This is a genomic window from Phenylobacterium sp., from assembly GCF_022402485.1.
Taxonomy (GTDB): Bacteria; Pseudomonadota; Alphaproteobacteria; order Caulobacterales; family Caulobacteraceae; genus Phenylobacterium.
Genome location: NZ_JAKRSA010000024.1, coordinates 2140 through 28263, shown reverse-complemented (window position 1 = coordinate 28263; position 26124 = coordinate 2140). Strand labels below are relative to the sequence as shown.

At 64.6% G+C, this 26124-nt stretch carries 25 protein-coding genes; 13 read left to right on the top strand and 12 right to left on the bottom strand.

Annotated features, from left to right (window positions below):
* Positions 1-25 precede the first annotated feature (25 nt).
* Genes radA through MH112_RS09130 form a run of 5 tightly spaced genes read left to right on the top strand, consistent with a single transcriptional unit; the run spans position 26 to position 5257 of the window.
* Entirely contained in the window at positions 26-1405 is a 1380-nt protein-coding gene (radA, locus tag MH112_RS09150) for a DNA repair protein RadA (protein WP_296566842.1), read from the top strand.
* Positions 1402-2010, top strand: a complete 609-nt coding sequence (locus tag MH112_RS09145) for a CvpA family protein (protein WP_296566819.1) — start codon at positions 1402-1404, stop codon at positions 2008-2010. The genes radA and MH112_RS09145 overlap by 4 nt, the downstream gene beginning before the upstream one ends.
* Entirely contained in the window at positions 2007-3497 is a 1491-nt protein-coding gene (purF, locus tag MH112_RS09140) for an amidophosphoribosyltransferase (protein ID WP_296566817.1), read from the top strand. Before MH112_RS09145 ends, purF begins: the two co-directional genes overlap by 4 nt.
* Positions 3494-4492, top strand: coding sequence for a bile acid:sodium symporter family protein (locus tag MH112_RS09135; protein WP_365786778.1), 999 nt, complete (start codon positions 3494-3496; stop codon positions 4490-4492). The genes purF and MH112_RS09135 overlap by 4 nt, the downstream gene beginning before the upstream one ends.
* 9 nt (positions 4493-4501) lie before the next feature.
* Positions 4502-5257, top strand: coding sequence for an SDR family NAD(P)-dependent oxidoreductase (locus MH112_RS09130; protein WP_296566814.1), 756 nt, complete (start codon positions 4502-4504; stop codon positions 5255-5257).
* Here MH112_RS09130 and der read toward each other — a convergent pair.
* From der to MH112_RS09095, 7 genes are all read right to left on the bottom strand, one after another.
* Positions 5211-6785 (bottom strand): ribosome biogenesis GTPase Der, encoded by a 1575-nt coding sequence (gene der / locus MH112_RS09125; protein WP_365786774.1) that lies wholly within the window; start codon positions 6783-6785, stop codon positions 5211-5213. The two genes, MH112_RS09130 and der, sit on opposite strands and share 47 nt — an antisense overlap.
* A 239-nt stretch (positions 6786-7024) precedes the next feature.
* Entirely contained in the window at positions 7025-8410 is a 1386-nt protein-coding gene (locus tag MH112_RS09120; RefSeq protein ID WP_296566811.1) for a PQQ-binding-like beta-propeller repeat protein, read from the bottom strand.
* A complete protein-coding gene (locus tag MH112_RS09115; RefSeq protein ID WP_296566809.1) occupies positions 8407-9159 on the bottom strand; it encodes a tetratricopeptide repeat protein in 753 nt (250 codons plus the stop codon). The genes MH112_RS09120 and MH112_RS09115 overlap by 4 nt, the downstream gene beginning before the upstream one ends.
* A gap of 113 nt (positions 9160-9272) precedes the next feature.
* The gene (gene panB, locus MH112_RS09110; RefSeq protein ID WP_296567175.1) at positions 9273-10100 is read right to left on the bottom strand and encodes a 3-methyl-2-oxobutanoate hydroxymethyltransferase; all 828 of its coding nucleotides are present in this window, start codon (positions 10098-10100) and stop codon (positions 9273-9275) included.
* A gap of 2 nt (positions 10101-10102) precedes the next feature.
* On the bottom strand, positions 10103-10489 hold the full coding sequence (locus MH112_RS09105; protein WP_296566806.1) for a hypothetical protein: 387 nt from the start codon (positions 10487-10489) through the stop codon (positions 10103-10105).
* Positions 10476-11054, bottom strand: coding sequence for an RNA polymerase sigma factor (locus MH112_RS09100; RefSeq protein ID WP_296566802.1), 579 nt, complete (start codon positions 11052-11054; stop codon positions 10476-10478). The genes MH112_RS09105 and MH112_RS09100 overlap by 14 nt, the downstream gene beginning before the upstream one ends.
* Positions 11055-11075: 21 nt before the next feature.
* Positions 11076-11618 (bottom strand): DUF6249 domain-containing protein, encoded by a 543-nt coding sequence (locus MH112_RS09095; protein WP_296566799.1) that lies wholly within the window; start codon positions 11616-11618, stop codon positions 11076-11078.
* A 305-nt stretch (positions 11619-11923) separates the two neighbouring features.
* Here MH112_RS09095 and MH112_RS09090 point away from each other — a divergent pair, with 305 nt between their 5' ends.
* Positions 11924-13519 (top strand): amidohydrolase, encoded by a 1596-nt coding sequence (locus MH112_RS09090; protein WP_296566798.1) that lies wholly within the window; start codon positions 11924-11926, stop codon positions 13517-13519.
* 124 nt (positions 13520-13643) lie between these two features.
* Here the strand turns inward: MH112_RS09090 and MH112_RS09085 are convergent, their stop codons facing one another.
* A complete protein-coding gene (locus tag MH112_RS09085; RefSeq protein ID WP_296566795.1) occupies positions 13644-14147 on the bottom strand; it encodes an Lrp/AsnC family transcriptional regulator in 504 nt (167 codons plus the stop codon).
* A gap of 546 nt (positions 14148-14693) precedes the next feature.
* On the opposite strand from MH112_RS09085, the gene MH112_RS09080 reads away from it, so the two are divergent.
* The 3 genes from MH112_RS09080 (at position 14694) to MH112_RS09070 (ending at position 19824) form a co-directional block, all read left to right on the top strand.
* Positions 14694-17516 carry a TonB-dependent receptor gene (locus MH112_RS09080; RefSeq protein WP_296566793.1) on the top strand — a complete coding sequence of 941 codons (2823 nt, stop codon included), beginning with the start codon at positions 14694-14696 and terminating at the stop codon, positions 17514-17516.
* A 173-nt stretch (positions 17517-17689) separates the two neighbouring features.
* The gene (locus MH112_RS09075; protein WP_296566791.1) at positions 17690-18406 is read left to right on the top strand and encodes a TVP38/TMEM64 family protein; all 717 of its coding nucleotides are present in this window, start codon (positions 17690-17692) and stop codon (positions 18404-18406) included.
* Positions 18403-19824 (top strand): FAD-dependent oxidoreductase, encoded by a 1422-nt coding sequence (locus tag MH112_RS09070; protein ID WP_296566788.1) that lies wholly within the window; start codon positions 18403-18405, stop codon positions 19822-19824. The genes MH112_RS09075 and MH112_RS09070 overlap by 4 nt, the downstream gene beginning before the upstream one ends.
* Here the strand turns inward: MH112_RS09070 and MH112_RS09065 are convergent.
* Positions 19808-20923, bottom strand: a complete 1116-nt coding sequence (locus MH112_RS09065) for an FAD-dependent oxidoreductase (protein WP_296566786.1) — start codon at positions 20921-20923, stop codon at positions 19808-19810. The genes MH112_RS09070 and MH112_RS09065 overlap by 17 nt on opposite strands.
* Before the next feature lie 22 nt (positions 20924-20945).
* Positions 20946-21758, bottom strand: a complete 813-nt coding sequence (locus MH112_RS09060; protein WP_296566783.1) for a DUF1499 domain-containing protein — start codon at positions 21756-21758, stop codon at positions 20946-20948.
* A 192-nt stretch (positions 21759-21950) separates the two neighbouring features.
* On the opposite strand from MH112_RS09060, the gene MH112_RS09055 reads away from it, so the two are divergent.
* From MH112_RS09055 to MH112_RS09045, 3 genes are read left to right on the top strand one after another with little or no spacing between them, the layout of a single operon-like run.
* Positions 21951-22919, top strand: a complete 969-nt coding sequence (locus tag MH112_RS09055; RefSeq protein ID WP_296566780.1) for a radical SAM protein — start codon at positions 21951-21953, stop codon at positions 22917-22919.
* Complete coding sequence (locus tag MH112_RS09050) at positions 22916-23596, top strand: TIGR04283 family arsenosugar biosynthesis glycosyltransferase (RefSeq protein ID WP_296567173.1); 681 nt, start codon at positions 22916-22918, stop codon at positions 23594-23596. Before MH112_RS09055 ends, MH112_RS09050 begins: the two co-directional genes overlap by 4 nt.
* Positions 23586-24188 (top strand): TIGR04282 family arsenosugar biosynthesis glycosyltransferase, encoded by a 603-nt coding sequence (locus MH112_RS09045; RefSeq protein ID WP_296566778.1) that lies wholly within the window; start codon positions 23586-23588, stop codon positions 24186-24188. The genes MH112_RS09050 and MH112_RS09045 overlap by 11 nt, the downstream gene beginning before the upstream one ends.
* On the opposite strand, the gene mtnP is transcribed toward MH112_RS09045, so the two are convergent.
* Together mtnP and MH112_RS09035 are read right to left on the bottom strand one after the other, a co-directional pair.
* Complete coding sequence (gene mtnP, locus MH112_RS09040; protein ID WP_296566776.1) at positions 24166-25047, bottom strand: S-methyl-5'-thioadenosine phosphorylase; 882 nt, start codon at positions 25045-25047, stop codon at positions 24166-24168. The genes MH112_RS09045 and mtnP overlap by 23 nt on opposite strands.
* Positions 25048-25169: 122 nt before the next feature.
* A complete protein-coding gene (locus MH112_RS09035; RefSeq protein ID WP_296566773.1) occupies positions 25170-25523 on the bottom strand; it encodes a DUF1428 domain-containing protein in 354 nt (117 codons plus the stop codon).
* Positions 25524-25675: 152 nt separating this feature from the next.
* Between MH112_RS09035 and MH112_RS14965 the strand changes: the two genes are divergently transcribed.
* Positions 25676-26124: MarR family transcriptional regulator (locus MH112_RS14965; RefSeq protein WP_365786865.1), on the top strand; the 449-nt coding region annotated here is incomplete at its 3' end.

Sequence of the window (26124 nt, the reverse complement as noted above, 5' to 3'; positions counted from 1 at the left end):
CGCAACACCGAATCAGGAGTTTGGCTTGGCCAGAGACGGCGCGGTCTATGTCTGCCAGTCCTGCGGCGGGGTGCATGGCAAGTGGGCGGGCCAGTGTCCCGCCTGCGGGGCCTGGAACACCATGGTCGAGGAGGCTCAGTCACGGCCGCCAGGCGCTCTCGCCCCCGTCAAGACCGGGCGGGGCCAACGGGGGCTTGTGTTCGAAACCCTGGAGACCGAGACCCCGGCTCCCCTGCGGATCCTCACCGGCGTGGCCGAGTTCGACCGGGTTTGCGGCGGCGGCGTCGTCCCGGGTTCCGCCCTGCTGGTGGGGGGCGATCCTGGTGTGGGCAAGTCTACTCTTCTGATGCAGGTGGTCGGCCAGGCCGCCTTACGCGGGGCCCGCTGCGCCTACATCTCCGGTGAAGAAGCCGTAGAGCAGGTCCGGGCCCGAGCCCACCGTATGGGCCTGGCTCAGGCACCGGTGCAATTGGCGGCAGAGACGTCGCTGCGGATCATCCTCGACGGCCTGAAACGCGACGCCTTCGACCTGGTGGTGATCGACTCCATCCAGACCATGTGGAGCGACGCCCACGAGGCCGCCCCAGGGTCGGTGACCCAGGTTCGCGCCGCGGCTGGCGAACTGGTCCGTATTGCCAAGAAGCGCGGGGTGGCCGTCATTCTGGTGGGCCACGTGACCAAGGAAGGGGCCATCGCCGGTCCCCGGGTCATTGAGCACATGGTCGACGCGGTGCTGACGTTCGAAGGCGAGCGGGGCTATCCCTTCCGGATCCTGCGCGGGGTGAAGAACCGGTTCGGCGCCACCGATGAAATCGGGGTGTTCGAGATGGCCGACGCCGGCCTGATGGAGGTGGTCAATCCCTCGGCCCTGTTCCTGAACACTGCGGGCGAACGCGCGGCTGGCGCGGCGGTCTTCGCCGGAATCGAGGGCTCGCGCCCGGTCCTGGTGGAAATTCAGGCCCTGGTGGCGCCCAGCGCCTATGGCACGCCGAGGCGCGCGGTCGTGGGCTGGGATTCAGGCCGACTGGCCATGGTTCTGGCGGTGCTGGAGGCCCGCTGCGGACTGGGGTTTGGCGACAAGGACGTCTATCTCAATGTGGCCGGCGGCCTGAGAGTCACAGAACCGGCCGCCGATCTGGCGGCGGCGGCGGCCCTGGCCTCATCGGCCCTCGATGTCGCCCTCCCGCAGGACTGCGTCGTGTTTGGCGAGATCAGTCTCTCGGGGGATATCCGCCAGGTTAGCCGGATGGACGGTCGACTGAAGGAAGCCGCCAAGTTGGGGTTTGGCCAGGCCCTGGGCCCCGTGGAAGCTGAAGGCGCAACCGGCATGAACGTCAATGCGGTGGCCCGGCTCGCTGACGCCATCAAGCGAATTGGCGAGCAGGATTGGAAAGGTCGCTCTTGACCCTGTTCGACATGATCGCCCTCGGTCTCCTGCTGATCTCCGGGGGTGTCGGCTTCTTTCGTGGCGCAGTCCGCGAAATGGCGACGGTGCTGGCCCTCCTGGTGGCGGGCGCTGCAGCCCTGTGGGGTCTGCGCGTTTCTGGCCCCATCTTCCGGGAATTCGTTGATCCTGCCTGGGCCGCCAATGTTGCCGCCGTTCTTGTGGTCTTCGTGGTGATTTATGGCGTTCTGAGGCTGATAGGCGGCCAGATGGCCAACCAGGTCCAGGCCACCCAGGTCCTGGGCTTTCTAGACCGAACGATTGGGGCCGGATTCGGCCTTGTGCGCTCTCTGGCGGTGCTGGGGGCCTTCAGCCTCGCCTTCCACGCGGCGACCCCGGCAGAGCGAATCCCGCAGTGGATTGCCGGTGCGGCGCTTTATCCCTTGACCAAGGCGGCCGGCGAGGTGCTGAAAGCCATCGCGCCCAAGGGTTTGGATGTGGCCCAAAGGCTGCGCCCAGCCATCACGGGCGCGGTTCGAGACGGCGCAGGTGATCAGCCCTCGGAAGACGGCTATGACGAGCGCGCCCGCGACGACATCGACGATCTGGTGGAGAAATCCCGATGAGCCCTGCTACCGCCACCCGATCGGCCCCCGTTCGGGATCCCGATGACGACAGCCTGCGCCTGGAATGCGGGGTCTTTGGCATCTATGGCGCGGCCCAGGCTGCAGGTCTGACCGCCCTTGGCCTGCACGCTCTGCAGCATCGCGGTCAGGAAGCCTGCGGGATCGCCAGTTTCGATGGGCAACGGTTCCACACTGAACGGCATATGGGCCGTGTCGGAGAGGCCTTCGGCGATGCGGACCTTGCCCAGCGTCTGCCCGGCGGGGCTGCCATAGGCCATACGAGGTACTCCACAGCCGGCGGCAGCTTTATCCGTAACGTCCAGCCCATGTTCGCCGATCTGGAGAGCGGCGGCATCGCCCTGGCCCACAATGGCAACCTGACCAACTTCCTGACCCTGCGACAGAACCTCGTGGCAGAGGGAGCGATCTTCCAGTCGACCTCAGATTCCGAAGTGATCCTGCATCTGGTCGCCCGGTCTCGAAAAGGGCGCATGACCGACCGCTTCATTGACGCCCTGTCGATGATCGAGGGCGGCTACGCGCTGGTCGCCCTGACCAACAAGAAACTGATCGGCGTGCGTGATCCCCTGGGCATTCGTCCCCTGGTTCTGGGCATGCTCGACACGACCTATGTCCTGGCCTCGGAAACCTGCGCCCTGGACATGATCGGGGCCCGCTTTGTCCGCGATATCGAACACGGCGAAATGGTGGTGATCGACGAGAATGGGGTGGAGAGCCTGCGCCCCTTCCCGGCTGCCCGGGCGCGGCCTTGCATCTTCGAATACGTCTATTTCGCACGGCCGGACTCGGTGGTGAACGGCCGCTCGGTCTACGAGGTACGCAAACGCATGGGCCGGCGCCTGGCTCAGGAAAGCGCCCCGCCCTGCGATGTTGTGGTCCCCGTCCCTGACTCCGGCGTCCCCGCCGCCCTGGGCTATGCACAGGAAACCGGCGTGCCCTACGAAATGGGCATCATGCGCAACCACTATGTCGGGCGCACCTTCATCCAGCCGACCCAAGGCGCCCGCGAACTGGGGGTGCGCATGAAGCTGTCCCCCAACCGCGCCGTACTGGCCGGCAAGCGCGTCATGCTGATCGATGATTCCATCGTGCGCGGCACCAATTCGCTGCGGGTGGTGCGTATGGTGCGCGAGGCTGGTGCCAAGGAGGTCCATCTCCGTTCGGGCTCGCCGCCGATCAAATGGCCTGATTTCTACGGCATCGACATGCCCGAGCGCGAACAGCTGCTGGCCGCCAATAAGAGCCTCGAGGAAATGGCCAAGCTGCTTGAGGTCGACAGCCTCGGCTTCCTTTCGGTAGACGGGCTCTACTGGGCCATGGAATCCGATCCCCGCGACCCGGCGGCCCCACAATTCACCGATCACTATTTTACCGGCGACTATCCGACCCGGCTGCTCGATCGTGAGATCGCCGAGGGACGTAACGCCGCAGATGAGCGCCAGCTGACCTTCCTGGTCGACGCGTGATCGAGGCCGTTCGCGGCGCACTCGCCCGACTCCGGATCGACCCCTACATCCTGGCCATTCTGGCCACGGTGGTTTTTGCCTCGCTTGTCCCAGCTCGGGGCGAGGCCGCCGATGTCGTGGCCATGGCGACAAAGATCGGCGTCGCCCTCGTGTTCTTCCTGCACGGTGCCAAGCTCTCGCCCCAGGCTGTGGTTGCCGGGATCGCCCATTGGCGACTGCATCTGGTGGTTCTGCTGACCACCTTTGCCCTGTTTCCAGTGGCTGGACTGCTGTTCTCTAGCCTGCCCAGCTGGATTGTGCCGGCTGCCGTGGCACCGGGGCTCATCTATCTGGCCTGTCTGCCCTCCACCATTCAATCGGCCGTAGGCTTTACCGCCGTCGCACGGGGCAATGTGGCGGCTGCCGTCTGTGGGGCCTCGGCCTCGAACCTGCTGGGCGTAGCGATAACGCCGCTGCTGGTGGGACTGCTGCTCAGCGCCCAGGGTGGCGGCCTGTCCTGGGGCGCCTTCGAAGCCATCCTGCTGCAATTGCTGGTCCCGTTCATTGCCGGCCAACTGATGCGTCGCTGGATTGGCGGATTTATCCAACGCCATGCCAAGCAAACCAGCCTGGTGGATCGCGGCTCCATTCTATTGGTGGTCTACAACGCCTTTTCAGGTGCCGTGGCCGTGGGGATCTGGAGCCAGGTCTCCATGGGCGACCTCATCCGCCTGTCACTGATCTGCCTGGTGCTCCTGGCAGGCTCGGTTGGCTGGACGGTATGGATCAGCCGCCGGCTGAAGTTCCCTGTAGAGGACGAAGCCACGATCTTGTTCGGGGGCTCCAACAAGAGCCTCGCAGCAGGCGCCCCCATGGCAGCCGTGCTGTTCCCAGCCGCCACAGTGGGCTTCATCCTGCTGCCGATCATGCTTTATCACCAGTTCCAGCTGATGGCCTGCGCGGCCATCGCCGGACATTATGCCAAACGGGCCGAGCCCCCCTTAGAGATCAGCTAGACAGGTCCCATGACGGATACCTCTTCCCAGCCCCTTGCCGGCCGCATCGCCCTGGTCACCGGTGCCAGCCGAGGCATTGGACGCGAGTGCGCCATCGCCCTGGCCCAGGCTGGTGCCCATGTGGTGGCCGTCGCCCGGACTCAAGGCGGCCTGGAAGTGCTGGATGACAAGGTCCGTGCGGTGTCTGGCCGGCCGGCCACACTGGTGCCCCTGGACCTGGCCCATGGAGACGGGATCGACCAGCTGGGCTTCGCCATTCATGAACGCCATGGCCAGCTGGATATCCTGGTTCATGCCGCAGCCATTCTGGGGGGGCTTTCCCCTGTATCGCATATTGACCCATCGGCCTGGGACAAGGCGGTGGCGATCAACCTGACGGCTACCTTCCGTCTGCTGCGGAGCACAGAGCGCCTGCTGAAGGCCGCCCCGGCCGGACGGGCCCTCGTCTTAACCAGCAGCCGGGTTGCCCGCCCCAAGGCCTTCTGGGGGGCCTATGGGGCCACCAAGGCCGCCACTGAGCATCTGGTGCGTACCTGGGCCGATGAGCTTGAGAACACCCGCGTACGGGCCGCCCTGATCGATCCAGGTGCCATGCGCACCAAGATGCGCGCCGAGGCCATGCCGGGCGAAGATCCCGAGGATCTTCCTGATCCCGCCGAGATCGGACCGATGATCGTTGAACTGGCCGGCGCTGACCTGGGCCAGCCCCATGCGCCGGTCAGCTTTTCCGAGTGGAAGGCTTCGAAGGCGTCTTCCGGCCACTAACCGGGCGCGCCCGGGTCGGACGCGCCTTGGCCCCGCCGAAGCCCGAGGCCTTGGTGGGGCGAGCGGGCTTGCCGGCTTTGGTGCCCTTGACGACGCGGGCCGCTTTTGCACCAGCGGGTTTCTTTGTCCCGGCCTTGCCAGAGGACGCCTTGGCCTTACGGGGGGCGGTCCTTGATGGGCCTGGCGAGCGGGCCTCACCTTCAGCATAGGGGTTGGCGCCGGACTTCACGGTCAGTCGTACCGGCACGCCAGGCAGATCAAAGCTCTCGCGGATCGAGTGGATCAGGTAGCGGCGATAGCTGTCGGGCAAGGTGCTGGCGCGACTGGCAAACAGCACGAAGGTCGGCGGCCGGGCCTTGGTCTGGGTGATGTATTTAGGGCGAACGCGGCGGCCGTTCACCGCCGGCGGGGGATGGCGCTGCACGGCCATGGCCAGCCAGTCATTAAGGTCGCGGGTCTTGACCTTGGTCGACCAGTCATCGTGGGCCTTGAAGACGGCTGGCATCAACCGATCGAGATTCCGCCCAGTTTCTGCTGACAGGGCGATCATCGGCGCGCCACGGACCTGTGGCAGCTTGCGGGAGACCTCTTCCTCAAGCTCCTTCAGGCGGATTTGGGGGTCTTCCACCAGATCCCACTTAGCCAGCACAAAGACCAGGGCACGGCCTTCGCGCTCCACCAGGTCCGCAATCTGCAGGTCCTGAATTTCCAGGGGGTGGGTGGCATCCATCACCAGCAGCACCACCTCGGCGAAGGTGATGGCCCGGATGGTGTCCTGTGTGGACAGCCGCTCCAGCTTTTCCTGAACCTTGGCCTTGCGTCGGAGCCCGGCAGTGTCCACGAGCCGAATAGCCCGGTCATCCCAGGTCCAATCCACAGGGATCGAGTCCCGGGTGATGCCCGCCTCAGGTCCCGTCAGCAGCCGATCTTCGCCGATCAGCCGGTTGACCAGGGTCGACTTGCCGGCATTTGGGCGCCCGACAATGGCCAGTTGTACGGGTTTGACGCCGCCGTCGTCTTCATCTTCACCGCCCTCGGGAAACCGACGGACGACCTCGGCATACAGATCTGCCATGCCCTCGCCATGCTCGGCCGACACCGGGATGGGCTCTCCAAACCCCAGGCGGAAGGCGTCCAGGGTGCCGTCATCGCCCCGTCGGCCCTCGGCCTTATTGGCCAGCAGGATCACAGGCTTGCTCGACTTGCGCAGCAGTTCGCCGAACACCTCGTCCATCGGCGCGACCCCCTCACGGGAGTCCATGACGAACAGAATCAAGTCCGCCTCTTCGACCGCCAGCTCGGTTTGCTGACGCATCCGCGCTTCGAGGCTCTCATCGGAAACGTCCTCGAAGCCGGCGGTGTCGATCAGTTCCAGGTCAACGTCGCCGAGCCGGCCCGACGCGAACTTGCGGTCGCGGGTCACACCGGGAAGGTCGTCCACGATAGCGAGCTTCCGCCCGGCCAGCCGGTTGAACAGGGTGGATTTACCCACATTCGGACGGCCGACGATGGCGATTTTGAGCGGCATTGGCGCCCCCTGGCGCGCTGGAACAGACCCTGGCCTCCATAGACCAGACTCCGCCTAAATTAGTGCAAAACCGCCTGCGCGGTCCAAGGCTGGAACGGCCCGCAGGCGGGCGAGGCCCCGCCGTCTAGTGCATTTCCCGACAAGTGTGAAACAGTTATCGGGTCAGGAAATGCTCCAAACGTCGGAAATCGGGCCCAATTCATCCCCGCAAAGTGGGGGGAGTAACGGGCACCCTTGTCCTAGCGCAGGGCGATCAGCTGTGCCTCGTCGGTCACCACATAGACCATGCCGTCCACAGCAATGGGCTCAAGCAGCACCGGTGAGCCCAGGTTCATCTTGCGATCGACCACCCCCGTCTTGGGGTTCAACACCGCAAGCTCGCCCGTGGTGGAGGCGACGATCAGCTTGTTCGACGCCAGCAGCGGCCCCGTCCAGATCGGCTTGGCTCCAGGTTGCGCCCCAACCCCCAGCACGCCGCCAACTTTCTTGGGCGTCACGCCGGCGTTGAGATCGCGGATCCAATAGACTTGACCGGTCTCACGGGAGACACAGATCACCTCGCCGGCCTTGGAGACCACATAGACCACGTCCCCGGCAGGCCAGGGGGTGGTGGTGGCGGTCACCGGCAGCGTCCACCGCGGCGCGCCGGTCCGAAGGTCAATGGCGGCAAAAGCCCCCGAGTGGCTGACGGCATAGACATCGCCGCGATAAATGGCTGGCCGTCCGGCAATGTCGCGGATTTCCGACAAGGCGTTGGTGCGGCTGCTGCGGGACAGGCCTTCGTTCCAAAGGTCGTTGCCATTTCCACTCCGCAGGGCGACCAGTTCGCCAGAGCTGAAGGCCACAACCACGGTCTCGCCCGACACAGCTGGGCTTGAGGCCCCGAGGATACGCGCTGGTTCGCTCAGCGCCTGATAGGTCCAACTGGGGACCCCCGTCGCGGTCTCGAAGGTCAGCAGCGTATTATCTACCGCCACGGCCATGACCCGCCCGGCCGTCACCGTAGGGGCCGCGTGGATAGGCTGATCTGTAGCCCGGCGCCATTCCGCAGCGCCCGTGGCGGCGTCCAGCCGGGTGACGAAACGATAGCCCGACGTGACGTAGAGTTTGCCGTCGGCAAAAGCGATACCGCCGCCAAAGCCCTCGCGCTCATCCCGCCTGGATGGGCCAAGATCGACGCTCCAGACCGTCCGACCCGTCTTGAGGTCGATCGCCGAAACCTGGGCGGAGCCATCCATCACATAGATGCGCCCATCGGCAGCCACGGGCGGAGAGGTGACATGATGGCCGCGATCGGAGCCTTCGCCGAAATCTCGACGCCAAGCGATGTCGAAACTGACCGGGGCCTCAATGTGCTCTGGCGACTGCTCCATCACGCCCCCCGGAACCGGCCATGCCGTTCGGGTGTAGGGGGTCGGCAGGAAGAAATCCGTTCCGCTCAGGGTCTCAGACGGCACGATCGTATCGTCAAAGGCCAGGACTGAGATCCGCTCTCCGCCGCTGGCGATCTCCTGCGGCTCGTCGTCACCACTGAAGGGGTTGAGCTGATTGATGGTCGAGCAACCGGACATCGCAACGGCGCTGGCCAGCAGCACGGCGACCATCGAAGGGCGGGACAAAATCATTGCGAAGCAGAACCTTGCTGCTGGGGCACCTGGGCGGCGGCCGCATCGTCAGTTGAGGCAGGCACCGCAAGCGAAGCCTTGACCGCCGCAGGCAGGGCCTTGGCGGTACCAGAATCGATCATCGCGCGGGCGGCCTGGGCACGCTGGCGGGCCACATCTGAAGCCCCCGGCATGAGGGTCAAGACGCCAAAGTCCTCACGCGCCTCGTCCATTTCACCCCCCATGAGCCTCGCAAAAGCCAGAGCTTCGAGAGCCAGGGCGCGATAGGGGCGCCCCTCCTCGGTCAGCGGCTCCAGCCGGGTCTTCAGTTCAGACAGGGGGGCAGTGTCGAGCAAGGCGAAGGCGGATTTGAGGCGGGCGGCATCGGCCATGATCGGGTCGGGTGCCTTTTCAGCCGCGGCATCGAACAGCTTCACGGCACCAGGAATGTCGCCATCATTCACGCGCAGGCCCGCCTGCTGCATCAATGCCAGGGCGGCATAGCCATCTGGACCGCTCTCAGCAACTTCGGCAAAGCGCTGCTCGGCCTTGTTCATATCGCCCGCGCCAAAGGCTTCCACCCCTTCGGCATAGGCCTGAGAGGCCTCGGCCATGGTGCGCGTTTGCCAAGCGCCCCACCCCCAGACGCCCAGGGCGACCACGAGAATGGCAGCAAGCCCGCCCAGTGCCCAAGGCAGGGCGCGAAGGGCAAGCGTCTTGTAGCGGTCGGCGCGGAGTTGCTCCTCGACCTCTTCAAAAACGTCAGTCACGAATTGGAAACCCCGCGCTCAGGCGACGAAAACAGAGGCGGCGAACCTATAGTGCAAGCGGGCGCGCCGCAACGCCGCCGGGCCGCTGCGACGCAATCGGTAACGATTGGCAGCTAGCCCGCCTTGGGGAAGTAGATTTCCGCAGGTCCCGGGAACCGCCGGGCCTGGACATCGGCGGCGTAGGTCTCCACCGCCCGCAGGATCTCTCCGCGCAGATCGGCATAGCGGCGGACAAACTTCGGGGTCCAGTCGAACAGACCCAGCATGTCGTCGGTGACCAGAATCTGGCCATCGCAGCCGGCCGAGGCGCCGATGCCGATCGTCGGCACATTGACAGCCTCGGTGATTTCCCGAGCAAGGCCCTCAGCCACGCCTTCGATCACCACGGCAAAGGCACCGGCCTGCGCAGTCGCCCGAGCCTCGTCCAGAATTCTCGTCCGCTCGGCTTCGCCCCGCCCCTTGGCGCGGAAGCCGCCGTCCACAAGCACGGCCTGGGGACGCAGGCCCACATGCCCCATGACCGGGATACCCCGCTTGACCATGTAGTCGATGGTTTCAGCCACGGTGGGGCCAGACTCGACCTTCACAGCCTGGGCCCCCGTCTCCTTCATCAGGCGCGCGGCATTGGCATAGGCTTCCTGGGCTGAGCCCTCATAGGAGCCGAAGGGCATGTCGACCACCACCATGGCGCGGCGCGACCCCCGCATGACGGCCTGGCCATGCAGGATCATCATCTCCATGGTGACCCCCACCGTGTTGGGCAAGCCATGGATCACCATGCCCACGGAATCTCCGACCAGCAGCAGGTCGCAGGCCTCGTCCAGCAGGGCCGCCATGGGCGCGGTATAGGCGGTCAGGCAGACAATCGGGGTCTTGCCCTTTCGGTCGGTGATGTCGGGTGCCGCTAGGCGTCGCACCGTCTCCTGGCGTTGGGCGGACAGGATCAGATCTCCTCAATGATGCGGGTGAGGACCAGAGCCATGGCGACGACCGCCAATCCGGCCACCAGCCAGATGGCTTCTATGCCAGCGGGTCCATTGAGCAGCCAGTCGGCCTGGGGCGCGATCTGGCGGACGCCATTGGTCAAGGCGCGCGCAGAGTCACTGGATGCCGCCTCAGCCCGGGAAAACAGGTTGGACATGATCAACTGGCTGGCGCCAATGACGCCCCCCACCAGACCCGCCGTTCCGATCAGAATCCGCCTCGCCGCCCAGCTGCGGTTCAGTCGCCGGAGCACCCGCTCCATGAAGGCGTCCGCATCGGCAGCCTCCGGTGCCCGGGCGAACAATCGCTCCAGGGTGCGTTCGACCTCAATTTCAGCTGCCGCCACGGCGTCCCTCCAATGCGTCGCCCTCAGGCGCCAGACGAACCCTGAGCTTGTCCAACCCACGCTTGACGTGGGATTTGACTGTTCCGAGTGGCAGGTTCAAGGCCTCGGCTGCTTCGGCGTGAGACAGGCCTGCACCATAACAGAGGCTGATACAAAGCCGCTCGGCCTCGCCCAAACCCTTCAACGCCTCGTCCAGGTCCATACGGCGTCCGTGGTCAGGGGCACCGTTATCGCGGACAGGGTCATTGGCCTCCAGCCGGGCCCTAAGCCGCTTATCCCGTTGCACTCGCCGAATACAGGCGCGGGCGGCGATTTTCTTGACCCACGCGCCAAAGGTCCCCTCGCCCCGGAACTCGGCGATGGATTCAAAGGCCAGGATGAAGGCGTCCTGCGCCAGGTCGTCAGCTTCACTTGTCGTAACGCCCATGCGCCGCAGCAGGGCGCGGACGGCTGATCCATGGCGACGCACCAGCTCGCCAAAAGCCTGGCGGTCGCCAGCGGCGGCCAGGCTGGCCAGCTCAACGTCATGCAGACTTGAGAGTCGGTGTCGTTCGGCCCGCGACATGGCGCTTCTCCGCCGCGTCGATCAGGACCTGTCCCGACCAATAAAGGACATCAGGATGAAGGCCAGACCAATGAAGCCGGGGAAGGCTGCAATGCCAAAGAAAATATAGGTGGCGTCAGGCTCTTCAAACCCCAAGGCATAGCCGAAAGCCGCCAGACCGACCGCAACGCCGACCCAGATGATCCCGGTCCTCAGGTCCCGCTGCGGCGACGCCTTGGGCTTGATCTTTACGTCCTGAGTGAGCGCCTGGATCAACTCCGGCGGCAGTTGCTGACCCTTCTCGTAGGCGGCCTGAATGGTCTTGTGGAGCTCTGTACGCTCCTTGGTCTTCATCGCCCGGGGCGCAACGATGATCGCCACAATGGCGCTGAATACGATCCCCGTAATGATGATGCTGGTGATACCGGCGATGGCCTCTTCCATGGGCGTTTTCCTTGACTGTGCGAAAGCGGGCGCTTCTGACCCGTTCACAGCACAAGAGGCCGCCAACGTCGCCCACAGATGCAGGCTCGGCCATGAAATCTTGGTCATGTTTGCGGCTGCCGAATGATCATCGATCGCCATGATTTGCGCGACCAATGACACCCTGAGCACAGAAAATGATCATCAGCTGCGCCCAAGGGAGATTCCCCCTCCCCCGATCAACCGGAGCGTTTACATCGCTAAATATCTATGTCGACCTAGCTCGTGACGCTGCTTTTCAACGATATTATGATACTTTGGTTCGATATCCTGCGCAGCCACCACAGGTGTAGCTAGAATATCAATCCTGGGTAGCTGACTGAAAGGCAGACGGTAGGTTCATGCTTTGGGGATCGGGCGGCATTTTTCGGCGCCGCGCCCCAGAACAGATTTTGGGGGAAGACCACATGACTGCACGCCGCACCAGATCCTTGACCGCATTCCTGCTCGCCACTGCGATGGGCCTGCCAGGGGCGGCAGCCCAGGCGGCAGCTCCTCCAGAGATGAAGTCAGCGGCGGCCGAGGGGGTTCAATCCCGCGCCAAACTGGCCCAGGAAATGGTCGATTCCGTCTACAGCTTTGCGGAACCGGGTTTCCAGGAGTTCCGCACCTCGGCCTACCTGACCAAAATCCTCGAGGACAACGGCTTTAAGATCGAGCATGGCGTCGCCGGTATCCCTACGGCCTGGACCGCAACCTGGGGCTCAGGTGGGCCGAAAATCGGCCTTGGCAGCGATATTGATGCCCTTCTGGCCCTGTCTCAGGTGCCAGGTTCCCCCGAACTGAAACCCCAAGTGCCCGGGGCTCCCGGTCACGGGGAAGGGCATAACTCCGGCTTGCCGATGATGGTGGTGGCCGCCCTGGCCGCCAAGGACATCATGGAGGCCAACAACCTGCCCGGCACCTTGATGATCTGGCCAGGGGTTGCAGAAGAACTGCTGGCGACCAAGGCCTTCTATGTCCGGGCCGGACTGTTCGACGATGTGGATGTCAATATCTTCAGCCACGTCAGCCGTGACTTCTCGACCTCTTGGGGGCCCGCCGGAAACAACGGCATGGTCTCAGTGGAATACACCTTCCACGGCAAGACCTCCCATGCCGCCGGCGCGCCCTGGGCTGGCCGTAGCGCCCTGGACGGCGTGGAACTGATGAATACGGCATGGAACATGCGGCGCGAGCACCTTCCGGTGACCCAGCGCTCCCATTACGTCATCACCAACGGTGGCGGGCAGCCGAACATCGTCCCTGGCGAGGCCAGCGTCTGGTACTATTTCCGCGAGCAGAACTTTGAGACCATCCGAGGGCTCTACGAGATCGGTAACAAGATCTCAGAGGCGGCCGCGATGGCAACCGACACCCGCGTTGAGCGCCGGGTGCTCGGCTATGCCGCCCCCAACTATGGCAATAAGCCCCTGGCAGAAGTCGCCTATGCCAACATCAAGGCTGTGGGCATGCCCGAGTGGAGCGAAGCCGACCAGGCCTTCGCCCGCGCAACTCAGGAGGTCAATCACCTGAAGGTGGAACCCCTGGCCACCACTGTCGCCGACCTGTCGACACCGGATGGCCGCGGCACGTCCATGGGCGGTGGGTCAGACGATATTGGCGACATCATGTGGACCGTGCCGACGATCACGATCCGCTACCCCTCGAACATCCCCAACACGATCGGTCACCACGTGACGGCCGCCATCGGCATGGCCACGCCAATCGCGCACAAGGGTGTCGTAGTCGGAGCCAAGGCAGTGGCCATGACCATTCTGGATCTTGTCACCACGCCGAGCCTGGTCGCCGAAGCCAAGGACTACTTCCAGAACGTTCAGTTGAGAGATCAAAAGTACGATCCGGTTCTGGCCCCGACGGACATGCCCGCCATTCACCTGAACGAGAACATCATGGCGCAGATGCGCCCGAAGATGGAGCCGTTCTATTACGACCCCAGCAAGTACGACACCTATCTGGAACAACTTGGGATCGCCTACCCCAATCTGCCGGCGAAGAAGTAGTCCCAAGGCGGCGTCCCGCGTTATCCCCTTGGCACGGGACGCCGCACGACCTGAGCAATCGCACATAGGCCAGGAAAGTCATCCTGGCTCCAAGCGATCGGAATGAGGCGGCTCGAAGACCGACCTATCGTCCCTCGGTTCGGTCCTGGAAAACAATCGGCGGCGTTGATCGGCGCGCGACCTCCCGGATGACGAAGCTGCTTCGGATCCGGGAAACATGGGGAAGCATGGAGAGCTCCCGTCGGTACACACGATCATAGTCCTCAAATGATTCAACATTGAGCATGATCAGGAAGTCCGTATCACCAGATACAAATCCGCAATAGGATACCGACGGACACTTCACGACCTCCAACTCAAACTCATTCAGCGCTTTTTCGGCTTGAGAGCTCAGCTCTATGGCCACAAAGACAACAATTCCAAAACCCAACATGGGCATGTTGAGATCGGCTGAATAACCGACAACAGCTTGTCGCTCCTCAAGACTCTTTCGTCTCCGGGCGACTGCAGTGCTTGAGAGATTTATTTTCTCTCCAAGCCAAACGTCAGAAGCTCGACCATCAATTGATAGCTCCCGTAGAATTTGGAAATCGATCGCATCCAAACCGGGCTGTTCGATTTTCGACATGCAATTCCTACTTTATTGCGCAATTCGACGGCACAACGGCGATTTACGCATATATCTGTTGTTTATCTAGATGAACCCTGCCGCCCGCAACCTAATATGAACCTGCTGAGTTAGCGGCTTATGAGTTGCAAGAGGGTGTAGGCAACTTGGGTCGTTAGCAACTGACGCATTGGAACAAATAGAACCGGGGGTAGTCTCCATGTGTGTCCACCTGATCAAGTGTTTACATTCTGCTGAGCGCGGCATCCATCGTCGTGCAGACCCTGACCTAAGCTGGCGAGGCAGCCCCTAAACACACACTCGCTTGGCCCAGCGCGTCGCCGTGCGGCAACCGCCAGGGGCTGTGAAAGCCGAGCCAAGTCTGGCGCCTGGTTGATCACCTCCCCGATCAGCGACCGCGTCCAGCCTCTCAATAGCAAGATCGCCAAGACGGGGTTCAGACAAGCCCCCTTGGGCCCATTCGCCGGCGCGCGCCTCTGGAGGGCGCGCGGGATGCTCGCCTGCGCCCTGCGCCTGGCGACACCTACAGAAAAGTCGAGAAATCTCATGACCTCTCCGTCCCCATCACCCGCCCGCACTGCCCGCCGCCTCCGCTGTTACGCCCTGGCGACGGCCAGCGCCGCGGCACTGCTGGTCCAGGCCACCCCAGGTATTGCCCAGACGCTCGCCAGCGCAGACCTCGAGGAGGTGGTCGTCACCGGTTCGCGGATCGTCCGCGACGGTTATGACGCGCCCACTCCAGTTAATGTGCTCGGGGCCGCCGAGATCCTCGCCGAGGCGCCGGCCAATATCGCTGACTTCGTCAATACCCTGCCCTCGGTGGCGGGCTCGGTGACGGCCTCCAGTTCCTCAGGCTCCTTGAGCAATGGCCAGGCCGGGATCAGCGCCCTGAACCTTCGCGCCCTGGGCACTGGCCGCACCCTGGTGCTGTTTGATGGACAGCGCTCGGTGGTCTCGGCCGCTACCGGTCAGGTTGACACAAACACCTTCCCGCAATCCCTGATCTCCCGAGTTGAGGTGGTGACCGGGGGGGCCTCGTCGGCCTACGGGTCGGACGCCGTTGGCGGGGTCGTGAACTTCATCCTCGACAAGGGCTATACCGGCCTGAAGATGACCGCCGAGTATGGCGAGACCACCTACGGCGACGGAGAGAACTGGAAGTACAACTTCACAGCTGGTGCGCCCTTTGCGGATGGCAAGGGACATATCCTGCTCAGCGCTGAGACCGTGGCCCAGGACGGCATCCACGGGGTGAGCCGGGACTGGAATACCAAGGGCCATTTCGCGATCCGAAATCCCAATACGGCCGCGGGTCAGCCCTTCTACCTGGTCACCGACAATGTCGGCATCTCCAGCTACACCCCTGGCGGTCTGATCACCGCCGGCCCTCTCAGGGGCACCTATTTCGGGGTCAATGGGACAGTGAACCAGCTGGCCTATGGCCAGGTGTCCGGCCAATGGATGGTTGGTGGGGACTGGCGCTACACCTCGAGCCTGAATGGCACCAACTCCCTACTGCCTGATGAAGACCGGGACAGCTTTTTTGGTCGGATCAGCTACGAAATCACGCCCAATATCAATGTGTTCGGCCAGGCTTCATATGCCCGCTATGAGGGCCTGAGCTATTATATCCAGCCCACCAGCACCGGGGTAACAATCCGGTCGGACAATGCCTTCCTGCCGGCTTCGGTCCGCACCCAGATGGCGACCCTGGGCCTCACCTCTTTCGTGATGGGCTCTGGGACGGCGGACCTGCCCTGGTCAGGCAGTAACAATGTCCGAGAGACCTCCCGCTATGTGGTCGGTGCTGACGGCGACTTCAGCCTGCTGGGTCGTGATTTTGGCTGGGATGCCTATTTCCAGCATGGAGTCACCAAGACCCTGGAGGAACTGACTCCGACCTGGAACAATACCCGTCTGGCCCTGGCCACCGATGCTGTGCTCAATCCCCTCACCAACCAGATTTTCTGTCGATCCACCCTGACCAGCCCAACCAATGGCTGCGTGCCCATGAACCGTTTCGGGATCGGCGTCGCCAGCCAGGCATCCATCAACTACGTGCTGGGCCAACCCCGGCGAAACCAGGAGTTTGTCCAGGACGTGGCGGCGGTGAACTTCACCACCGACTTCACCGGCTGGGCCGGCCCCATCGACATCGCCTTCGGCGCAGAATGGCGCAAAGAGACCATGGAGGGCCAGGTCGAGGCCCAGTACGAGTCTGGCTGGAAATACGGCAACTACCGCGTCACCAAGGGCGAGTACGATGTCGTCGAAGGCTATATCGAGACCCTGATCCCAATCATCGAGGGCCTCGATTTCAATGGCGCGGCCCGTTACACGCGCTACAGCACCTCTGGCGGCGTCACCACCTGGAAGGCGGGTCTGACCTACACCCCGATCCCAGACCTCACCCTGCGGGCGACCGCTTCGCGAGACATCCGAGCAGCTAACATGAGTGAGCTGTTTGACGCGGGCACCGCCCGTAGCAATGCGGTCTCCATCAATGGCGTCGCCACCGCCTTTGTGCAGAACCTGCAAGGCAACATCAACGTGCAGCCAGAGGTCGCCGACGGCCTGGGCATTGGTGTCGTCTTTCAACCCAGCTTCCTGCCCGGCTTCGCGGCATCCATTGACTATTACGAAATCAAAGTGGATGGCGTGATTAGCTTTGTTACCGCCCAGCAGACGGCAGACTTCTGCTTCCTCAACAACGTCCAGCGTTACTGCAGCAATCTACGGTACCAGGGCGGCCAGCTCGCCTTTATTGACCTGTTCTTCGAAAACCTGAACAGCCTCAGCGCCAAGGGCCTGGACATTGAGGCCTCCTATCGGACGTCCCTGGACGCCTTTATCCCCAGCGCGGCGGGCGATCTGACCCTGCGAGCCATGGCTACGAACTACCTGGAAAACATCACTGACAATGGTGTTACCGCCATCGATCTGGCGGGCTCCAATATCAGCTCCACCCCTGACTGGTCCTACCGGGTGACCGCAGCCTACAGCCTTGATCCCATTACCCTAAATCTTACCGCGCGGGGGGTCAGCGATGGGGTGATCAGCAATGCCTATACCGAGTGCACCAGCAACTGTCCGACGCTGAGGCCGCCCTTCTACTCGATCAACGATAACCAGATCGATGGGGCGCTCTATTTCGACATGTCAGCGACCTACGCTTTTGAACTTGGGGGAAGCGCCGCCAGCGGCGAGGCCTATGTTTCGATCAAGAACCTCTTCAACAGCGACCCGCCCTTGACCGGAAGCCCTGATCTCCTCGGGGCCGAAAACACCGTGGGCTATGTGCAGACCAACCGCAGTCTCTATGACGTGCTTGGTCGCACCTTCCGAGTGGGTCTGCGGCTGGCCTTCTAGAGGTCTCCTGCCATAGAGCGCCGTGGATAGGGCGCGCCGGTCCAAGGACTGGCGCGCCCTTGCTCTTTTTTGAGGGACGGGCACCCTAGCCCGGCTGTAACCAGGACCGCATGTTCGGCGAAGGGCTAAGGCTTGCGCCTGTCCAAGCGCTGATGACTGTCTTGGAGAGGCCCATGGCCCAGTTCAAACGCTATCTGCCCCTGCTGGTCCTGGGGATTGGCCTGGTGCTGGTCCTCACCAGTGATCTGGGGCGGTTTCTCAATCTGCAGGCATTGCAGACTCATGAGGCGGCCCTGCGCGGCCTGATCGCCGACAACCTGCCCCTGGCCTTGCTCGCCTTTATCGGCGTCTACGCCCTGTCGACGGCGCTCAGCGTACCGGGCGGGGTGATCCTGACGCTAGCCGGGGGTTATCTGTTCGGAATCTGGGTCGGCGGTGCCGCCACCGTCGTGGGCGCGACCCTCGGGGCGATCGCGGTGTTCTATGCCGTACGCACTTCCCTGGGTGCGGTGCTCCGTCAACGGGCCGAGGCCTCTCAAGGCCGGCTGAAGGCAATCATTGACGGAGTCGCGGCGGGCGCATTTGGCTACATCCTGACCCTCAGACTCATCCCGCTGGCCCCGTTCTGGCTGGTCAATGTGGCCGCCGCCCTGGCCCACGCGCCCTTAGGCCCCTACGCCCTGGCCACCTTCATCGGCATCATGCCGGCGACCTTCATCTATAGCGGCATCGGCGCAGGTATCGGCGACCTGCTGGCCCGTAACGAGGCACCCGACCTGGGGGTCATCTTCCAGCCCAACATTCTCGGACCCCTGGTGGCCCTGGGGCTGCTGTCCCTGGGGGTCACCCTCTATCAGCGTCGGCGCGGCAAGACGGGAGAGACCCTGTGAGCGGTAAGGCGATCAAGGCCGATCTGGCGGTCATCGGCGCGGGCTCCGGAGGGCTGTCGGTCGCGGCAGGTGCTGCACAGCTCGGCCTCAAGGTGGTGCTGTTCGAAAAGGGAGAAATGGGGGGGGACTGCCTGAACTATGGTTGCGTCCCGTCCAAGGCCCTGATCGCGGCCGCCTCGGCCGCCCATGAGGCGCAGCACGGGGCAGCCCTGGGCATCGCGGCCGAGGGCGTCACTGTCGATTTTGCCAAGGTCATGGCCCATGTGCACGGTGCCATCGCCGCCATCGCCCCCCATGACAGCCAGGCGCGGTTCGAAGGCCTCGGTGTCACGGTCATTCGGGAAGCGGCCCGCTTTGTTGACCCACGCACCGTCGCCAGCGCCAGCACAACGGTCCGTGCCCGCAAGATCGTCATTGCCACGGGCTCAAGGGCTGCGGTGCCCCCGATCCCGGGCCTTGAGAGCGTCCCTTACCTGACCAATGAGTCGGTCTTTGAGCTGACTGAACTCCCCCCGCAGCTGATCGTGCTGGGGGGCGGACCCATCGGCGTGGAGCTCGGCCAGGCCTTCCGCCGCCTGGGCAGCGAGGTGGTGATTGTCGAGGCCGACAAGATCCTGGGGCGTGAAGATCCCGCTGCCGCCCAGGTGGTGGTAGATCAGCTGCTGGCCGATGGCGTGGAGCTTATGGCCGGCACCAAGGCCGTTCGCGTGGAAGCTGGCCCCACATTGGTCGTAGAAGACGCCACAGGCGAAAGGCGCATCACGGGCTCACACCTGCTGGTAGCCGTAGGTCGCAAGCCCGCCCTGGACGAGCTCGATCTGCCGGTCGGTGGCATTGAGCGTGATCGAAACGGCGTGGTGACGGACAAGTCCCTGCGCAGCAGCAACCGCAGAGTCTATGCGGTGGGCGACGCCGCCGGACGGGGTCAGTTCACCCATCTGGCCGGGGCCCATGCCAGCCTCCTGGTGCGCCGGGCGATCTTTGGCTTGCCAGTAAACGCCGACGCCCTGGCCACGCCCAGGGTGACCTATGCCGATCCTGAGCTCGCCGCTGTGGGCTTGAGCGAGGCGCAGGCCCGCCAGCGTCACGGCGATGGCGTTCGGGTGGAGATCTTCCCGTTCTCCGGCAACGATCGAGCCATTGCCGAAGGGGACACTCGGGGCCTGGGCAAGCTGGTAACCACGGCCAAGGGAAAGGTGCTGGGGGTGACCCTGGTGGGCCGCCACGCCGGCGATCACATCGCCCTCTGGGCCCTGGTCTTGTCGGCCGGGCTCAAGCTCAGCCAGGTGACCGGCATGATCGCGCCCTATCCGACCCGGGGAGAGATCAGCAAACGGCTTGCCGGCCAGTGGTATACGCCTGCTCTGTTCTCACCGCGTACCCGCGCCGTGGTGTCGCTCCTCAAGCGCTTGGCGTGAACGTTCCCCCCCGGGCCTTCGCGACAAATGACAGATCAAGCCACCGCTTGAGCCGAAGCGCTGCACGGCCGCGCCACCAGAGGCTTCGCCAGAGGGCCAGACCGGTCTCATCGCCCAGGTCCATGATCGATAGCCAATGGCTTTGGGGGCGATAGGATCGCAGTTGGGCACCTGTGGCCGTGGCCAACAGATTGTTCAGCAGGACTGGCGCAGCCCGCACCCCGAACACCCCGACCGCAGGTCGCGGGGTCTCGGCAATCACGGCGCAATCGCCGGCGGCAAAGACCCGCGCCTCGCCCAGGACCTGGAGTTGGGGCGTCAACTGCACTCGGCCTGCCCCGTCCACGGCCAGGCCCAGCTGTCCAAGCCAAGGCGGGGCCACGAGCCCGGTGGCCAGCACCAGCCTCTCGCAGGGCAGCTCCCGCCCATCGGCGAGCAGGCAGGTCCCATCCCGGCGGGCGACGATCTCCCCCGTGAGCAGGCTCACCCCCCGGCGCTGCAAGTGCGCCGTCAGGCCCGCCAGGGCCCCTTGCGGCGCAAAAGTGGGGGAATGGGCGGCGACCAGGGTCACCTGGGGCGCGCGACCGTGGCGGGTGTAGAGCCCGGCCAGGGCGGCGGTGACCTCGAACCCGGTCTGCCCGCCACCGGCCACCACCACCTGTGGGCCAGGTCCCGGCTCAGCCATCGCCGCCTCCAGCTGGTCCCTGAGCGTAAACAATCCAGCCAGCGGCTTGACTGGAAACACCCCGGGGGCGGACGCCAGATTCAGCGGGTCTCGGACCTGGGAGCCAACATTGAGGGACAACAGGTCGAAGCCCTGGGCCTGCCCTGTGTTCAGCTGGAGCACTCGGGCCTGAAGGTTGGCGCCAACCACCGTCGCGGCCAGATGCCGGACCCCGCTCACCGCCGCCAGGGCCGCCACATCAATCTCAGCGGCCTCGACCGACAGCGCCCCAGAAAGGACCCCTGTGGCGAGCCCTGAATAGTGGAAGCGCTCAGGGGCAATCAGGGTCAGGTCAAGGCCAGCGGCGCGTAGAAACCGCGCACGGGCCAGCAGGTGCAGATGGGCGTGACCTGCGCCCACCAGAACCAGCCTCATGGATTTTGACCGATCTAAAGGCTCAGTCCGCCCCCAGCCGGGTCGACAGGGCCGCCAGATAGGCTTCGATCCGCGCGGCATTGGCCCCAAGGTCGCTCAGGCCCACCCGGGAGGTCGAGCGCATATCGATGGCGCTGGCCCCCTCAGGTGCCGCCGGACGCACGCGGATCACCACATCGTCTTCGAAGCCAAACCAGAAGGTCTCCGCTGTCGCCTCGATGATCCCGGTCCCGGCATCGACCGTGACCACGGTCCAGCCTTGGGCGCGTGCCTCGGCCTCAGCCGCCGCAAACGTCTCGGCGGGCGAGCGCCCAGAGGTCAGGGTCTTCAGCTCGGGATAGGCCCCCTGGCCCACCTGACCCAGGGTGCGCCCAGCCAGGGCGGCGAAGCGCTCCCCCTGATAGGCTGGCAGGCTGGTGAGGGGGGTGGAGAAGGTCACCACCGGATTGGCGTCGCCGGCCTCGCGCAAAGCCATCAGGGCCGGCGAATAGACCGGCGCGTCATCGACATTGGTCGTCACATCATGGATCGGCGGGATTTCCGCCGACTGGCTACGGACATAGGCCAGATACCCAAAGCCCATCGCCGGTATCACCAGGGCCACCAGGGCCGCCCGCCAACCTGTGCGCGGCGCTCGCACCAGGGTGACCACCAGGGCGATCACCGCCACCACCAGGGCCGCGATCAACAGGCGCGGGCCCCACTGGATGATCAGCACCCCAAGACCCAGGCGCCAGGACCAGAGATCAAACTTCACACCTAAGGCCGCTGCCATAAACCAGACCGGCAGCAACAGGGACAAGACCAAGGCAAAACGGGCGAGCAGCAGCCGCATGGGGCGAACCTTCCTCAGATATCAGCAAGCGAGACCGTTTCACGATCTTGTCCGTCAGGATAGTGGGGCAGGCTTGAAACCAATCGGTGCCGGTGGCCGAATAGGCTTAGCGATGGTCCTGCAGCCCGCCGGCAGGCCGCCCGTCGTCCCTGCCGTTGACCTCGCCCCATCTGCCCGTGTTGTAAGGCCCCGATGACTCAGACCGCCCTCTCCCCGTTCGCCACACATCGCGGCCCAGCCAGCCCTGGGCGTTTCGTTGATCCCAAGATGACGGCGGACGGCTCGGTCCGAGCCAGGGTGGAGCTGAAGGCCCTTGAGACCCTCTGGTTCAACACCGGCAGCCTTTGCAACATCGCCTGCCTCAACTGCTACATTGAAAGCTCCCCCACCAACGACGCCCTTGTGTATCTGACCGCAGGCGACGTGGCGGCCTATCTGGCTGAGATCAAGGCGCTGGGTCTGGCCACCCGGGAGATCGGCTTCACCGGCGGTGAGCCCTTCATGAACCCCGACATGCTGGTGATGCTCGACCAGGCCCTGGCCAGTGGCCGCAAGGTGCTGGTCCTGACCAACGCCATGCGACCGATGTTGCGGTGGGGGGACCAGCTGGCGGCGATCATTGGCAAGGCCGGGCCCCAGCTCACCTTCAGGGTTAGCCTCGATCATCACACAGAGCAGTTTCATGACGCCGAGCGTGGCGCAGGCTCCTGGGACAAGGCGTGGGAAGGTCTGGCCTGGCTACGCGCCCAAGGTGCCCAGATCGCCATCGCCGGCCGACGTATGGCCGAGGAGACCGAAGACGAGGCCCGTGCGGCCTTCGCGGCCCTGTTCAAGGCCCGGGACCTGACGGTGAACGCCCATGACCCCGGCACTCTGGTCTTGTTCCCCGAGATGGAACCGCAGGCTGAAGTTCCAGAAATCACTGAGGCTTGCTGGGGAATCCTCAGCCGGTCGCCGGACGAAATGATGTGCGCCTCCAGCCGCATGGTGGTGCGCCGCCGCGGCGCTACTGGCCCCACGGTCGTGGCCTGTACCCTGACCCCCTATGACCCGCAGTTCGAACTGGCCGCCACCCTGGGTGAGGCACTGGGAACGGTCAGCCTCAACCACCCCTTCTGCGCCCAGTTCTGCGTCCTCGGCGGGGCCAGTTGCAGCGCGTGACGCCGCTCCCGTCCCTGGCGGTCATCATTCCGACGCTCAATGCCGCAGCCGGCCTCTCAGGGACCCTGAACGGCTTGCCGAGCGATGTGCAGACTATCGTCGTAGACGGCGGCTCCACCGACGCGACCTTGGAGATCGCCAAGGCGGCTGGGGTAGAGATCCTGAAGGCGGCCCCTGGACGCGGCGGCCAGCTTAGGGCTGGCGCTGGCGTCGCCACCGCCAACTGGCTCCTGTTTCTCCACGCCGACACCCGGCTCGATGACCCCGCCTTGGACGCCTTGCAGGCTCACATCGCTGACGAAGGCCAGACCGGCACGGCCGCCGTGTTCGGTTTCAAGCTGGACGATCGGGCCTGGCAGGCCCGGCTCCTGGAGATCGGGGTTCGCCTGCGGGTGGCGCTGCTGGCCCTGCCCTATGGGGATCAGGGGCTGCTCATCCATCGCCGGCTCTATGATGAGATCGGCGGCTTTGCCCCCCTGCCCCTGATGGAGGATGTGGACCTGGTCCGGCGACTGGGCCGCCGACGCCTGCGCCTGCTGCCAGGACATGCCCTGACCTCAGCGGCCCGGTGGCACCGGCGCGGTTGGCTGCAGCAGAGCCTGCTGAATCTGCGCTGCTTGGCCCTCTATTTCCTGGGCGCTTCCCCAGAACGGATCGCCCGTCTCTATGGCCGCTGATCGCGCCCGCCGACATCTGGTGATTTTCGCCCGCCAGCCCCGACTCGGGGTCGGCAAGCGGCGGCTGGCGGCCGATGTGGGCGATCTCGCCGCCCTGCGGTTTTCCCGATGGGCCTTGGCCCGCCTGCTGCGGGAGCTGGCGGGCGACCGGCGCTGGAGCCTCTGGATCGCCACCTCCCCCGACCGTCCAACCACTTGGGTGAGGCAAGGGCAGCCCCTGCCGCAGGGGCCTGGCGATCTGGGGCAACGGCTGAAGCGGGTCGTCAGACAGCTGCCCCCCGGCCTCACCGTCATCATCGGTGCCGACACCCCAGGCGTGACCCGCACTGATGTGGCCAGGGCATTCGCCACCCTGGGGTCCAAGACCGCCGTCCTGGGACCTGCGCGGGATGGGGGCTATTGGCTGATAGGCCTGCGCCGCAGGCCTTGGGACATCCTGCCCTTCGACAACATCCGCTGGTCCAGCGCCCACACCCTGGCCGACACCCTCGCCGCCCTGGGTGAAGCGCCCCCCGCGCTGCTGCAGGTCCGCGAGGATGTGGACGACGGGGCGGCCCTGCGCCGGACGCTTACCCCTCGCCAGCTTCGCTGAACTTGCGCGGGCAGATCCCCGACAGCTTGGCGGCGAGCACCGGGTCCCATCGGGCCGGATCGGTAATCACGGCATAGTCGAGGCCCGTATCGATGGGCGAGGCCTCCCGCACCTGCGGCAGGGCCCTGGCGAGCTCGGCGATCATCTGGCGAGCGGTGTCGGCATTGCTTTGCAGGACCTCCAGCACATTGGAGACCTCCACATGGGCGGTGGCTTCGCGCCAGCAATCATAGTCAGTGACCATGCCGACATTGGCGTAGGGCAACTCGGCCTCTCGGGCCAGGCGGGCCTCCGGCATGGCGGTCATGCCGATTACCGAGCACCCCCATGACCGGTAGAGGTGGCTCTCGGCCTTGGTGGAAAACTGCGGACCTTCCATGGCCAGATAGGTTCCCCCCTCCACAGTCGGCGCGCCGGCCATCCGGGCCGCCGCCGCTGCCAGAGCAGACAGGCGCGGACAGACCGGCTCGGCCATGGAAACGTGCGCCACCAGGCCTTCGCCAAAGAACGACGCCGGCCGCGAGACGGTTCGATCGATGTACTGATCCACCAGGACAAAGGTTCCCGGGGGAAGCTCTTCACGCAGGGAGCCCACGGCGGACACTGACAGGATATCGGTGCACCCGGCGCGCTTAAGCACGTCGATATTGGCCCGGGCGTTCAGGGCACCGGGGGGGATGCGATGGCCGCGCCCGTGTCGGGGCAGGAAGACCAGCCGCACATCATCCAGCTCCCCGGTGATCAGCTCATCGGACGGCGCCCCCCACGGGGAGTTCACCGCCACCGTCTGGCGGTTCCGCAAACCGTCCAGCTCATACAGCCCTGAGCCCCCGATGATCCCCAAGACCCACTGCTTCATCGTCCCCGCCCCTGGCTGACTCTGGCACCAGGATTAGAGTGCTTCTGGCCGGACCTGAAGGGGACTGATCGTTTGCCGGGGCGGTATCAACCTGAGCGCCTAAGATCGGCCTCGTTGGCCCCTCACGCACTCATGATCATCTCAAACCCGCCGAAGATCATCCGGCTGCCGTCGAAGGGCATGGGGTTGACGTCCGACTGCATGCGGGGATCGTCCATGATCTTCTGCCAGCCGGCGTCGCGGGTGGCCTTGTCTGGCCAGATCGTCCACGAGAAGACAACGGACTCATCGGGCTTCCGCAGCACCGCAGTATGCAGAGAGTTGATTTTGCCCTCCGGCACATCATCCCCCCAGCACTCCACCAGACTTATGGCGCCGTGCTCCTTGAAGATCTCCGCCGCCGCTCGAGCGTGTTCGCGGTAGGCCTCCTTGTTGGCGGTCGGCACGGCGGCCAGGAATCCATCAACATAGCTCATGTTCATCTCCCTCGGGCGCGCTTGAATTCTGAATCTCGATCTTTTCGCCAAAGGTCTTTGGCCGGCCGGCACCTGGACCTTGAGCCCCAAAGTCAGCGCGTCGGACATTGCAAACTCTTGCCCTCAAACCATTATGTTGGTATCAACTTATCATGTCCGAGTCCACTCGAAAGACGCTTGATCCCCCCACCGTCGCCCATGTCGCCGAGACCTGCCTTTGCCTGCACGCCCAGCGCGCCGCTCGTGCCCTGGCGCGCCTTTTCGACCATGCGCTTCGCCCCCTCGGGCTGAACAATGGTCAGTACTCTCTGTTGATGGCGCTCAATCGGCCTCAGCCCCCCTCGATCGGCGAACTGGCTCCGTTTCTCGCCATGGACCGGACGTCCTTGACGGCGGCCCTCAAGCCACTCGAGCGACGAGGGCTCGTGCGAATTCTGACCGACAGAACCGATCGCCGAAGCCGGCAGATCGAGATCACGGTCGAGGGTGTGAATCTGCTGAAGGCCGCAGTGCCCCTCTGGCGCGAAACCCATGCGCAACTGGACGCAGCCTTGGGGCAGGAGGTCCCAGCCCGCCTCCGGGCCGACCTGAGGCGGGTGCC

Bases quoted from the DNA above. Each gene is read 5' to 3' on its own strand.
- purF (WP_296566817.1), top strand. From the start codon at position 2,007: ATGAGCCCTGCTACCGCCACCCGATCGGCCCCCGTTCGGGATCCCGAT.
- MH112_RS09130 (WP_296566814.1), top strand. From the start codon at position 4,502: ATGACGGATACCTCTTCCCAGCCCCTTGCCGGCCGCATCGCCCTGGTC.
- der (WP_365786774.1), bottom strand. From the start codon at position 6,785: ATGCCGCTCAAAATCGCCATCGTCGGCCGTCCGAATGTGGGTAAATCC.
- MH112_RS09120 (WP_296566811.1), bottom strand. From the start codon at position 8,410: ATGATTTTGTCCCGCCCTTCGATGGTCGCCGTGCTGCTGGCCAGCGCC.
- MH112_RS09100 (WP_296566802.1), bottom strand. From the start codon at position 11,054: ATGTCGCGGGCCGAACGACACCGACTCTCAAGTCTGCATGACGTTGAG.
- MH112_RS09095 (WP_296566799.1), bottom strand. From the start codon at position 11,618: ATGGCGATCGATGATCATTCGGCAGCCGCAAACATGACCAAGATTTCA.
- MH112_RS09090 (WP_296566798.1), top strand. From the start codon at position 11,924: ATGACTGCACGCCGCACCAGATCCTTGACCGCATTCCTGCTCGCCACT.
- MH112_RS09085 (WP_296566795.1), bottom strand. From the start codon at position 14,147: ATGTCGAAAATCGAACAGCCCGGTTTGGATGCGATCGATTTCCAAATT.
- MH112_RS09080 (WP_296566793.1), top strand. From the start codon at position 14,694: ATGACCTCTCCGTCCCCATCACCCGCCCGCACTGCCCGCCGCCTCCGC.
- MH112_RS09075 (WP_296566791.1), top strand. From the start codon at position 17,690: ATGGCCCAGTTCAAACGCTATCTGCCCCTGCTGGTCCTGGGGATTGGC.
- MH112_RS09065 (WP_296566786.1), bottom strand. From the start codon at position 20,923: ATGAGGCTGGTTCTGGTGGGCGCAGGTCACGCCCATCTGCACCTGCTG.
- MH112_RS09060 (WP_296566783.1), bottom strand. From the start codon at position 21,758: ATGCGGCTGCTGCTCGCCCGTTTTGCCTTGGTCTTGTCCCTGTTGCTG.
- MH112_RS09055 (WP_296566780.1), top strand. From the start codon at position 21,951: ATGACTCAGACCGCCCTCTCCCCGTTCGCCACACATCGCGGCCCAGCC.
- MH112_RS09045 (WP_296566778.1), top strand. From the start codon at position 23,586: ATGGCCGCTGATCGCGCCCGCCGACATCTGGTGATTTTCGCCCGCCAG.
- mtnP (WP_296566776.1), bottom strand. From the start codon at position 25,047: ATGAAGCAGTGGGTCTTGGGGATCATCGGGGGCTCAGGGCTGTATGAG.
- MH112_RS09035 (WP_296566773.1), bottom strand. From the start codon at position 25,523: ATGAGCTATGTTGATGGATTCCTGGCCGCCGTGCCGACCGCCAACAAG.